At 59.4% G+C, this 10693-nt stretch carries 12 protein-coding genes and 2 pseudogenes; 8 read left to right on the top strand and 6 right to left on the bottom strand.

Features of this window, described 5'->3' with window-relative positions:
* From Q2941_RS26160 to Q2941_RS26140, 5 genes and pseudogenes are all read left to right on the top strand, one after another.
* Nucleotides 1-283, top strand: a 283-nt coding sequence (locus tag Q2941_RS26160; RefSeq protein ID WP_458194141.1) for a hypothetical protein, incomplete at its 5' end; no start/stop codon positions are given.
* 109 nt (nucleotides 284-392) lie between these two features.
* A complete protein-coding gene (locus tag Q2941_RS26155) occupies nucleotides 393-683 on the top strand; it encodes a hypothetical protein (protein WP_458194140.1) in 291 nt (96 codons plus the stop codon).
* 139 nt (nucleotides 684-822) lie between these two features.
* Nucleotides 823-1173, top strand: coding sequence for a hypothetical protein (locus Q2941_RS26150; protein WP_458194139.1), 351 nt, complete (start codon nucleotides 823-825; stop codon nucleotides 1171-1173).
* Nucleotides 1170-3242 carry an AAA family ATPase gene (locus tag Q2941_RS26145; RefSeq protein ID WP_458194138.1) on the top strand — a complete coding sequence of 691 codons (2073 nt, stop codon included), beginning with the start codon at nucleotides 1170-1172 and terminating at the stop codon, nucleotides 3240-3242. Before Q2941_RS26150 ends, Q2941_RS26145 begins: the two co-directional genes overlap by 4 nt.
* Before the next feature lie 523 nt (nucleotides 3243-3765).
* Nucleotides 3766-3951: pseudogene (locus tag Q2941_RS26140) on the top strand (transposase); the annotation flags it as partial.
* A 79-nt stretch (nucleotides 3952-4030) separates the two neighbouring features.
* Here the strand turns inward: Q2941_RS26140 and Q2941_RS26135 are convergent.
* Nucleotides 4031-4221, bottom strand: a pseudogene (locus tag Q2941_RS26135) (hypothetical protein); the annotation flags it as partial.
* A 504-nt stretch (nucleotides 4222-4725) separates the two neighbouring features.
* On the opposite strand from Q2941_RS26135, the gene Q2941_RS26130 reads away from it, so the two are divergent.
* A complete protein-coding gene (locus Q2941_RS26130) occupies nucleotides 4726-4983 on the top strand; it encodes a type I restriction enzyme endonuclease domain-containing protein (RefSeq protein ID WP_458194137.1) in 258 nt (85 codons plus the stop codon).
* A 613-nt stretch (nucleotides 4984-5596) separates the two neighbouring features.
* On the opposite strand, the gene Q2941_RS26125 is transcribed toward Q2941_RS26130, so the two are convergent.
* From Q2941_RS26125 to Q2941_RS26110, 4 genes are all read right to left on the bottom strand, one after another.
* Nucleotides 5597-5896, bottom strand: coding sequence for a DNA ligase-like domain-containing protein (locus tag Q2941_RS26125; protein WP_458194136.1), 300 nt, complete (start codon nucleotides 5894-5896; stop codon nucleotides 5597-5599).
* Complete coding sequence (locus Q2941_RS26120) at nucleotides 5893-6114, bottom strand: DNA ligase-like domain-containing protein (protein ID WP_458194135.1); 222 nt, start codon at nucleotides 6112-6114, stop codon at nucleotides 5893-5895. Before Q2941_RS26120 ends, Q2941_RS26125 begins: the two co-directional genes overlap by 4 nt.
* Nucleotides 6115-6577: 463 nt before the next feature.
* Entirely contained in the window at nucleotides 6578-6763 is a 186-nt protein-coding gene (locus Q2941_RS26115; RefSeq protein WP_458194134.1) for a hypothetical protein, read from the bottom strand.
* Between the two features lie 651 nt (nucleotides 6764-7414).
* Entirely contained in the window at nucleotides 7415-7876 is a 462-nt protein-coding gene (locus Q2941_RS26110) for a hypothetical protein (RefSeq protein WP_458194133.1), read from the bottom strand.
* 797 nt (nucleotides 7877-8673) lie between these two features.
* On the opposite strand from Q2941_RS26110, the gene Q2941_RS26105 reads away from it, so the two are divergent.
* Complete coding sequence (locus Q2941_RS26105; protein WP_458194132.1) at nucleotides 8674-9027, top strand: hypothetical protein; 354 nt, start codon at nucleotides 8674-8676, stop codon at nucleotides 9025-9027.
* Nucleotides 9028-9698: 671 nt separating this feature from the next.
* Complete coding sequence (locus Q2941_RS26100) at nucleotides 9699-9893, top strand: hypothetical protein (RefSeq protein ID WP_458194131.1); 195 nt, start codon at nucleotides 9699-9701, stop codon at nucleotides 9891-9893.
* A 78-nt stretch (nucleotides 9894-9971) separates the two neighbouring features.
* Here the strand turns inward: Q2941_RS26100 and Q2941_RS26095 are convergent, their stop codons facing one another.
* The gene (locus Q2941_RS26095; RefSeq protein WP_458194130.1) at nucleotides 9972-10463 is read right to left on the bottom strand and encodes a hypothetical protein; all 492 of its coding nucleotides are present in this window, start codon (nucleotides 10461-10463) and stop codon (nucleotides 9972-9974) included.
* Between the last annotated feature and the right edge of the window lie 230 nt (nucleotides 10464-10693).

The following is a 10693-nucleotide window of genomic DNA, read 5'->3' as shown; positions in this document are numbered from 1 at the left end:
TCCGAACCTGATCACGATCACTGGAATCCGTGATCACCATCGTCTGGAACACCTGATCACCATCCCTGGAATGCGCAGGCAACGGGACAAATCGGCAAATTATCGATTCCTAGCATCTCGGAAGGGCCGCGAGCTACTGCGTGTTGTGGGTGTGTGGCTTCACCGAACGTATGCTGGAGAAGCCTTTGACAAGTGGCGCGACAAGCAACGCCCGATTCCGAACGTCTCGGATGCCATCCGCGAATTGATCGAGATCGGGTTGAAAGCTGGTGTTAAGGATTAGCCGAGGGCGCGTTAGCCAGAAATTTACTCAAGCGGCGTAGAGTGAGAAGCAGTTTCCAAGCAAAGCAGCGAATTCGTTGCGCCGGGATGGCGCTGTGGGGCGGGATGCCTTGACGGAGATCGCAGAAGCTGAACGGTGCGGGATGCCCGGGAGCGATCAGCACACACTGTGCTCGCCCGCGGTATCCGTCACAGCGAGCACTCAATTGGAGTCTCGCACTATGACGAGTCCATCGGAAATCGTTTGGGGCGCCAAAGCCATCGGGCAACTGATCGGCAAAGGTGAAAAAGCGACCTTTGCCATGCTTGAGCGCGGCAAGATCGACGGAGCGCGCAAGGTCGCGGGGCGGTGGGCGTTCAATCCCCGCATCTTCTTCGCAACATTCGAAACCGCCGCTTAAAGCGGAAAACGCCCCTGCAACGGGCATTGCAGAGGCGTCGAAGGGTATTCCGATTAACTGTGTCAGGTCGATCGGATAGCACACTTCGGCGGCTATCGCAACGTGTTTGTCGCTTGGGCTCCACAATAGGAGTACCGACGTGCCTAAAATCAACTTCGACCAACTTCCGTACGGCGCCTACCTCGCCGGTCGCGACACGATCATTTTCAACCGGCGCTATCAACCAATCGTGCGGATATCGTCGCCAGCATTTCTTTGCCACGACTCAGGTCGCGTACCTACTTCCATTCCCCTTGGCCCGCCGACGATCACCGCGTGCCGATCTGACGAATGGATCGAGCACGACAGTCAGGTGTGGTTCTACACCGATGCAAACCCGCCGCGGCGCTGCGCCACGACCCGCGTGCGCCTCGAACAGCTTGTCCGGATGATCCCCGAACTTGGTGTGGAAATCGCACGTCGCGGGCGAAGGACGAAGGTGGCGGCATGAAAACAACAACTGATTTTTTTGATTTCGCCGAACGGCACGGCCTGGCGCTGTTTCCGATCCCCTACGGTTTCAAGGAAGATCCGGGCTGGAAGCCGCCATATGAACCCGCTTCGATCGTGCAGCGCTGGAGTCAGGGTTGGTCGAAAGACCGCGCGCAGTGGCTAGCGTGGTACGACGCGCACCGCTGTAATTTCGGTATCTATGCCGCGGCGTCCGGTTGCATCGCTCTCGACCTTGACGTCGCAAAAGACCCCAACATTTGGACGAAGTACTGCGAATTCTGGACGGCGCGCGGGATTGTTGCCCCCACACCGAGCTTCAAATCTGCGCGCAATGGCTGGCATGTTCTGGTTAAGGTGCCGGCGGGATTTGATCTCTCGACACTGACGCAGCGCGCGCTCATCCCGAACGTCGACACGCGCATCACGGGATACATAGTGGCTCCCGGTGCTTTTTACGACGGCACGCCGGACGGAAGGGAATCCGGTTGGTACCAAATGGTCTCGGATACACCTGCGCCGCACGACAACACTGCGGTGTTTCAGGTGCTCGTGGAAGTTCTCGGCAACAACGCTGCCGACGTTGCCGAACCCGAATCCTATGACCTGACTGATATCAGCGACCGCTGCCGTTTTCTCATTCCAACGGGGTATTTCGACGACGAGGACACCTGGCACAAATCGGTTTGGGCAATCCGGCGCGCGTTCGGCGCTTCTGGTTGGCCGATCGCGCAGACAATCAGCTATGCTGACAATAAAAACCGGCTCGCGGGGGTGTGGAAGCGCGAGAATCCGAACAAGGCGGGTGGGCTCAACTGCTCGACCCTGATCAAGTTCAGCAACGAGAACGGCTATCGCGAGCACAAGCGGGCGCACATGTTCGACAACGTTCCGCTCCCGCCTCCCATGCCGTCGCCACCGCTAGCGCCGAGCAACGAGCAGAGCGAAGCCCTACCGCTGATCTTTTTCGGGCAAGTCCGAAACCGTCCGCGCTTGCGCTATCACCTTCGCGGATTCCTGGCGGAGGGCGCGACGTCGACAATTTACGGCTTGCCCAAGACGAACAAGACGACGGCCGCGGTCGATGTCTGTGTGCACCTGGCGGCCGGGAAAGATTGGCGCGGCAAACGTATCAGGGAAGCGCGAGGCGTCGTCTATTTCGCTTTCGAGCGCGCAAGACAGGTCGAAAAGGGGTTAGAGGCGTATCAAGTCCGCGATGGATTCAAAGACCTTCCGTTCGCGGTGTGCGGTCGACTGATCGACATGCTGGATCCCGGATGCGTCGATATCATCAAGGCGACGATCGAAGCCGCCGAGCGACAATTCGGCATCCCCGTGGGCTTGGTAGTATTCGACACCTGGAACAAGGGCATTGCTGTGGGCGGCGGCAACGAGGATAAGGCAGAGCATCAGAACGCCGCGGCTGCGAACCTTCGCCGACTGATCGAGGTCTTCCCGACGCTGCATTGCATGACGATCGGACACACCGGCAAAGACGTTACGAAGGGCGAGCGTGGCAGCAACGCGACGCAGGGCGATAGGGACGTCGGAGTCCTGATCGAGGCATCAGGCAACGTCCGTAAGATGACAGTGGCCTATGCCAACGAATTGGCGGACGGCGACCTGACAGCGTTCGAGTGCGAGACAATCGAGATAGGCAAGGATGACGACGGCGAACCCGTGACGGGCTTCATTGTGTCAGCGCGGGCCGTGGCAGCGCCGTTGGCAGCGAAGGCCGGAAAGCCGCTCAATAACAGCGAGGCAAACGGCTTCCGCGCACTAGACGCGGCTTTGCGCAAATACGGCAAGCTACGCCCCGAGATGGATGGCCGCACGATAACGCTCGACGAATGGCGCGAGCATTGTTTCGAGACCGGCGCGCTGGCGAGCGATGCCAGTAATCCGAGGAAGGATTTCCAGCGCATCAGGGAAGGGCTATTGAGCAAGGCGCGGATATTGATCCAAGGCGATCTTGTGCGCCTGATCGGAAGCACAGGACAGGGAACGCCGAGCAATGTAATTCCCATGGTGGCAGGAATCGGATTGCCGCCGATCCCTAATCGTGTGTAGCGGTCCTGTAGCATTTCCCCCGCTCTATAAGCGGGGGAAAAAGTGCTACACATGGACTGTGTAGCAAATTAAGAAATGCTACAGTTTGCTACACCCCGAGAGCGCAACATGGAAACGCTATAAATATAAGGGTTTGTGCAATGGGGCGTAGGAAATTCGAGACTGCCACAGTCTGCTACAGAGGCCATTTCTTAACGATTTATCCACAGGGGTGTAGCAAGCGCCGTTTTGCTGCACTTTTGTGGCGCCGCCGGATCGCGTCGATGCGCTGGTGTGGGCGTTGACCGAGTTGAGTGGGCCACAAAGCACCTTTAGCCGACAAGAGTTGCGGCTTTGATGGCGCTGGCTACACGCGACCGTTCCGCGCAGCCCGACGTTCGCGCGCTAGTTAGCAAGGTTGGTGCGGCCCTACAGGTGCCGCGCGCCGTGCCCGCTCGGGGACAGAACGAAGCCGTCGCCAAGATATACAGCACAGCGCACAAACTGCGTTCCGCACTTCGGAAGGTTTCCTGGCGCTCGAACAATCTATCGGCGGACCGAAGTGGTCGGCATCTTCCCCAACGAGGACGCCATCAATCGCCTGGTCGGCGCCATCCTGCTCGAACAGAACGACGAGTGGGCAGTCCAGCGCGGCCGTTACATGACGCTGGAAACGATCGCGCCTTTGGGCGATGATCCCGCCGTCAGCTTCCCGGCTATCGCCAGCTGACCGAGCCGGCCCATGCCGGCGAACGTGGTGACACCCACTCAGCTACACCGCGCCAAGGGACACGATCTTGTCTTCGGGCGCGTACGATGTCGAGGGCGACGGCCTGGTGGGTCTCACAGTCGAGACAGCGGACTTCCAGATAGGCGTAGCCCGCGTTGAGGGCGTCACCGAGTGTCGGCGAGGCTGGGCCGGACCCTTGAAGGCGAGCATGCGCTCAGTCCAGGCGCCGCAGGCGAGCCTGTCGGCTTCCCGGCGCGCCTCAGCCGCGCGCCATGCGGACCGTGGTGCCGTAGAGCCGGCCGCGTGCCCATGGCAGGGAGGATGCGCCCGCTGAGCGTGGGCCGCAGTAGTGTCCCAATTCCCACACTGCGACTGGAAAGGCGTCTGTTTGTCGGCTTTCGAACAGACGGGCGAGGGCCATCTGTTCAAACCTTGCGGCGTTCTCCTACCGATGGATATTTGCGATCCGCTACAGGTGAACGACTGGGGACGGCCCTGCAATTCCACCGTGCCATCGAGCACATGGAAATATGGAGCGCAAGCAGCGAAGGCTTGTCGTTCGTGATCAGCTATGAGAGTCCACCGGCCCCGGCTTTCGTGGGCGCGCCGGCTATGTGGCGTCGTGGCGCCGAGCTATCGGGGGTGGCGGCGCGGTCAAGATCGGCGGCACGCCCTTCAAAATGCTCGCCGAAGCCGAGCAGGCTTGCAGCGCCATCCTAAAGCATCTGACGAGGGAAAGCTGAGGAGCGCGGCTCAGACAAGAAATCGCATTCTATGACGCGCTGGCCGAGAAACGAGAGCGCGCGGCAAGTCATGGGCGAACCCGCGCTGCGTGTGATCGCGCACGAACTGGTGGCGGGCAGAAAGAACGTCACAGTGGACTGGATGCACCGAGAGGCGGCCCGCGCCCGCATGCGGGTCTTGGTGAAGCGCCTTCTTCGCAAGTACGGCTATCCGCCGGACTTGCAGGACGCGGCGGTGCAGAAGGTCTTGCAGCAGGCTGAGGCGCTATCGGCAGATTGGGCTGCGTAGGTCGCGAGGCAGGGAGGCTCAAGGGAGCTATTCCGCCTCGACACAAACGCCGAAATTTCGAGATTGTCCAATCGGAAAAAAGCGTGATTGGATTTCCTGCTTCAAAAACAACATAAGGATGATCCAACAGTTTCCTGATCGCGAAGGGTGATCCAATCGATCGTCGCGCTTCCATACATCGTACACGGGTAAAAGCGATACCTGAACGGCTCCCTCGCTCGGCTCATCGCGGATGCTTGCGGTTCTAGATCCAACTGTCGGTGCTGACGCAAGGTGCCGGCCAAAGAGAAAGAGCCGTCCGGCGAGGCCACCGAACGGCTCATTTCCGCAACTGCCGGTTGACGACCGGTTCCGTCGCTGAATTTCGGCGAGGCCGATGAAGCTGCACGCCAGCTTCGCTGGCCTCTCATCAAGCGGTGCGTCACGCCGCTCAACTGGTTACATCCTAATCGATAAAATTTTATCGACAATCGAAAGCATTTGTTAACGTTACCACGCCCGCCGCTCAAGACCGGCTGAGTAGGTGGCGAATTAGAACTCTCGCTCCATCGCCGGATGCTTCCTGTTCTTGACCTTGACCCAGTGCTTGCAGCGACCGCTGCGATAGGGCCGATCATACTAAGCCTTCCAATCCCATCCGGCAGGCTGCGACAAATAAGTCCGGCCCGATCTCGCCCTGCTCGAACTGCGCGGCGAAGATGCCATCAGTCCGGCGCGCGAGCAGGCGGGCGAGATCGTTTTTGCGTAGATGCAAAGGCAGTGCGCGCAGATCGTCGCCGTCGATCGCCAGCGCATCGAAGGCTAGAGCGGAGCCTCCGTGCTTGCGTGAATGCAAGGCGTCGCAGTCGGAGATGCCGTCGACGCCGAGCACGACGATCTCGCCGTCGAGCACGAAGCGCTTCTCGCGGTTCATAAGCGCGCGCTCTCGACGATCCATGGGTAACGCCCGCTCCAGACATGGCCGCCCTTGGTGATCAGGCGCACGCGGTCGCCGTCGCGTTCGAGGCGCGCGCGATAGCCGTCATACCTGATCTCGTGAAGCCAATCGTTCCCGGCCGGCACGGCTTTGCCGGTCGTGCAGATGGCGAAGTCGAAGGGCTTGGGGCATGCCGCGCAGATATGCACGGGCACCGGCTTCGCAACCGTCAGGGCCGACCCGGTCGGCTCGCGTGGTTCATGGCACCGTAGGCGCGCGCCAGCTCGTCGGGGCCGTACTTCTCCTTGAAGCTCTTCCACGCCGACCGGAACGCCGCCTGGGCCGCGCCCAGCGTCGGCGCTCCCGAACGGCGGGCCGGGGATGGTGACCGCGACCATCCACAGCCAGATGCCGGGCGCGTGCTCGCTCGCAAATAGCGGACGCGGCCGATGCGCTGACCGCCCTCGCGGACTTCGTAGTCGTTGGGCCGATCAGGCGCAGGGTGAGCATGGTCAGTCCCGCCGTTCGCGCCGCGAGCCGGGCCCGACGGGCAAGTCGTGGGTCAAGTCGATCTTATCTGCGCAGACGATGAGACGGCCAAAGAGCGTGCGCAGCAACTGTCGAGCTTTGGCAGGGCGATCGCAAGATCGCGGAATATCCAGCGCGGCAGTAACGCGCCTAGTGAGGACGCTTCTGGCATTCTAACAAGAGTTCGCGCTCAACTTCGTCGGCGAGCGTCGAGAGGTGCATGGCTAGTCGTCTGAACATTTCGCGCTTGCTGCTGTCTGTCGCGAGGGTCGCGATTAACTGGCAGTCGGCGGCGTCGCGTCGCAGCTTTTCGAGATGGGTCTGATAGTCCTGCATCGCCGCATCCCTCCGATATTTAACACCGGCGGGGTTAGGCAAGGAACGCGGTTTGGCTGGCGGGGTTCCACCGCCAAAGGGCGATCGGCCCGCCAGCAGCACGGTGCATAATCCGGCGATAGACAACGGCCTAATGGCAGCTATAAAAAGCGCGCGCGAGAGGCCGCAAAGAATTCAATAATTTGGAAGGGTGGCGGAGTGGTTACGCAGCGGTCTGCAAATGCTGTTCCATGCATCCCGCCACGTCGCCGGATGTCCCATCCAGTGTTGTTTTATTGGCTGTTCCTGAGACTCACGGCACGTCTGGTACCTGGTAAATCCCACACGTCCCATCGTGTTGGGTGCCAAATTGGGTGCCAAATTTTGGCTGGCAATATTTCCTGATCGAGGACCACATCACACCGTTGCTCTGACCCACGGGGTTGGGCGACGGATACGAACTCAGCGATCCTAGTCGTGAACCACTTGCCGCTCGGAACGACAAACCCGCCGGCATTGGCGCCGACGGGGTTTTCATGTGGTTTTCATGTCTAGTCGCGGGAAGGAAGGGGGCTGGTCCTCCGCGACCTCTAAAGCATGTCCCTCAATGATTAACGAAGTATTGCGGAACGGTGCCCAGCGCCGTCACGTCGAACGCGACGCCCATCGCTATTAGGCTAGGCCCGCGCCCGCGCCTTTGCCTGCCGTCGAAATAGACCCGAGGCATGCTTTGTGGACCAGCTCGTTCATGTCACGCGGCCGGTACTGCGCAACGGCCAATTGGGCTTCCCGACATGCGTCCGTCGCCTCTTCCTGGGCTAGTTGCGCGGCGAGATAGCCGTTCTCTCGCTCCCATCTTTTGAACTTGCCATCCCACCGACCCCGGCCATGCCGATCATTGCCGTTAGCAGGCTGGGGGTTCTTTTTCTCCCACGCGAAGTAGGCCTCGTCCTTCCTGCTGTAATCTGCCTCCGCGGCCTTCAGGGCGTCATCAGCGGCCTGCAGCTTGGCGCCGTCTAGGGCCACCGGAGCGGCCGCGGCGGGCAGGATAGTAGCCGACGCCGCCGCCACTGAAGCGGTTTGCGCAAAGGACTGCCGTCGTGTGCTATGTGGTCGGACAGCCTGCATCGTCATGGGGTATTCCATGGTTTGTGGGTCAGGGCCGAGGCGGGAGCTGATACCTTCCCCTCGGCTTGCCTTTATGGTACTACACAAAACATGGCGAAGTCAAATAAGGTAGTACCAAAAAAAGGCCGTGGTCGGCCGGCCACTGGTCGGGACCCAGTGACCGCGATCAGGTTGTCGGCCGATCTTCGCGAGAGAATAGACGCTTGGTCGGCTAAGCAGCCGGACCATCCAGCACGATCCGAGGCAATTCGCCGATTGCTGGAGTTTGGTTTGACCGATCAAAGGACCGAAGAATACGGCCGGTACTTCGCCGAAGTGGCAAAGGCACCATCCAAAAGCACGCCGAAAAGCAAGCCACATAAAACGAGACCGCCACGATGAAAGGCGACGGAAAAGCGAAGAGAAGAGCTAATCCCGTTTCACAATTGCGTGGCTAATTGGTTTGGTTGTTCAATTTGTGCCAACGACTTAAAGGAGGCGGAAATGAACCCACACCGGCGAAAGGTACCCTCCGCGGCTCAGCGAGTGGCCCACAAGGCCTTCAGGCAAGCGGATGCCAAGGCCGCGATGTCCGAGTATGAACGCGCCCAAGAAGCTTTTCATGCGAACCGGGAGCGATTGAAGGCGGAACGGGGCAATTCGCAGGTGATGCCCCTATGGTGAGCGCGCGACCCCATTTATCGAGCGTGCAAATATCGAAGCGCATAGCGCAATGATGCGCAAAGCCTAATCAGCAAGGCAACTCAAGCTCCAGAACTGGAGAATTCGCTGTCTGCCTCACGCCTAAGGTGGTAGCGTCGGAAATGAAAAAAATCTTTTTGCTAGTTTTGCTCAGTCTTTTACCTTCTGGTGCGCTGTCGCAGACCGCGCCTCCCTCAGAAACGCAATCATTCCGAGATCAGATCAAGGCAGATCGAGCAAGAGCCGCCGCCGAGGAAAAAAGTGCCGATCCAGCGCGCCCCTGGGACAGGGATGCTCATGGTCGTCGATTTTGGGATCGTGAATCCGAGCCGCCGGAGGGCGAGATCTCAATTCGAGAGCAAATCAAAGCAGCGCGCGCAAAGGACGCTGCTGAACAAACGGAAGCTGGATCATCGCGCCAATGGTACAAAGATGAGATTAGCAAAAGGGAAAGGCCGCCCGAGCAGTCTAAATGACTCGCACCCTTATAATGAGATGAGCCGCACGGTATGCGGGCGCATTTGCCTCTCAGCGGTGACTGGTTATTCAAGGATGCTGACATTGTCAGCAACGCTGATTGTATCTTGATAGTGAATACTGAAATAGGAACGAGCGTCGGCATGGTTGGTTGAATCGGCCGGTCTCGATCTCGACTCCATCGCGAGACTTTTTCCGCTAGGCCCCAGCCCTTTCCCCTTCGGCTGGGGCCATTTCATAACGATTTCGCGTCGCACCACCGCGTCTCGAAGACCTCAATCGTCTTCCCGTGCGCAGACGCGGCGGCGCGCCCCCGTTCATCGAGTGTGTTTATAACGAACCGGTCAAACCATACAAAGACGATTGAAGCGCCCGAAAATAGGACCCATTGGCGCCATTGCGAGTCATTGGGCTATGCGGTCCGTCCCAAATTTCTATCGGATGATCGCCAACCCGCTCACGGTAGGTCTGCTTGATTCTTCTGCGCTCGCAAGTCCGCCATCCGGCAGTCGAGCGAATCCAAGAAGATCTTCCGGCCGAATATACGTCTGCGAGCATGCGCATGAGGCCGGCCTTTCTTTACAACCCGACCCGCAGTAGCTGGCCGCCTCTCCGAGCCGCTAGGAATCGAAAATTTGCGAGACGCTGACGATGCCGCTTTCATGCCGGCATGCGTCCTGTTCGCGTAGAGAACCGCACACCGTCCGGTCAACGTCCCATCAAGATCAACTTCGGCGAGATGCGCCAGGTGGGCGTGCGTGGCGTCCTGGTCTACTGCGCCGACTATCGTTGCACCCATTCCACCTTGAGCGCCGATCGCTGGCAGGTCCCGTCCGGACCTGAATGGATCCATGAGATCGGCTAGCCTACCTGAGCTGGGGCCTTTGGCAGCCACTGCCTTCCATGGTTGCTGGGGCACCGGTCCTTGGCCAACGCATTACACTTAGCGATGGCCGACCATTTCTAACAAATGCTGCAAAGAGTGGGGGACATCTCCCCCTGCGGCGTACCTCCGCAGCAATTCAGTGGCAACTTCCATCGTTACGCTGCGCGACCATCCCTCCGCGGTGTTGAAAGCAACGATGCGCACCGGATACCTGTACTGCTCGTTCAGAAGGTCGTTGATCAGCGTCTCGCGGGTGTCCTCTTCGTCGACCTCGTGCCAAGCGCAACCCGACCAGATCCCGAAGACGTCCAGCACCACGTACATGTTATGATCAGCATCTTGTGGCACGATCGATGGCGGGTCGGGGACTTCGGAAAGTTTTCTTTTTGCAATAAAGTCGTCGATGAACTGTTTGGCTCGTCCAATTGCGCTCTGGCGATCAACCTCTGTGCTTCCGAGCTTCTCAATATCGCCCAAGCGGACGATCCATTTCCAGCCCTTAGGCGAAAGCGATTGGACGAGAAAAAACTCTATTCCACCATGTTCCATTGCACGCGCTCCATCGCTTTGCAGGCGGGAGCGCAACAGGTCTCTCAGTCACCGACGCCTAGACACGCTTCTGCCGATGATGCCGAGGCAAACAGCCTGGCAAAGCGATCGTTGCAATTGCAGCGCGGAATTCCCTTCAACGTCCAAGGACCACGAAAGTGAGTCTGTCTGTCGCTTCTCCCAGAATCGCTTCGATCGGCTGTCAAAATTGGAGACCCGTCAGGCTCGCT

The sequence above is a fragment of the Bradyrhizobium sp. UFLA05-153 genome, from assembly GCF_054185185.1.
This window is presented reverse-complemented; position numbering and strand designations above follow the sequence as displayed.

Bases quoted from the DNA above. Each gene is read 5' to 3' on its own strand.
- Q2941_RS26110 (WP_458194133.1), bottom strand. From the start codon at position 7,876: ATGACGATGCAGGCTGTCCGACCACATAGCACACGACGGCAGTCCTTT.
- Q2941_RS26100 (WP_458194131.1), top strand. From the start codon at position 9,699: ATGCGTCCTGTTCGCGTAGAGAACCGCACACCGTCCGGTCAACGTCCC.
- Q2941_RS26125 (WP_458194136.1), bottom strand. From the start codon at position 5,896: ATGAACCGCGAGAAGCGCTTCGTGCTCGACGGCGAGATCGTCGTGCTC.
- Q2941_RS26145 (WP_458194138.1), top strand. From the start codon at position 1,170: ATGAAAACAACAACTGATTTTTTTGATTTCGCCGAACGGCACGGCCTG.
- Q2941_RS26115 (WP_458194134.1), bottom strand. From the start codon at position 6,763: ATGCAGGACTATCAGACCCATCTCGAAAAGCTGCGACGCGACGCCGCC.
- Q2941_RS26105 (WP_458194132.1), top strand. From the start codon at position 8,674: ATGAAAAAAATCTTTTTGCTAGTTTTGCTCAGTCTTTTACCTTCTGGT.
- Q2941_RS26130 (WP_458194137.1), top strand. From the start codon at position 4,726: ATGACGCGCTGGCCGAGAAACGAGAGCGCGCGGCAAGTCATGGGCGAA.
- Q2941_RS26095 (WP_458194130.1), bottom strand. From the start codon at position 10,463: ATGGAACATGGTGGAATAGAGTTTTTTCTCGTCCAATCGCTTTCGCCT.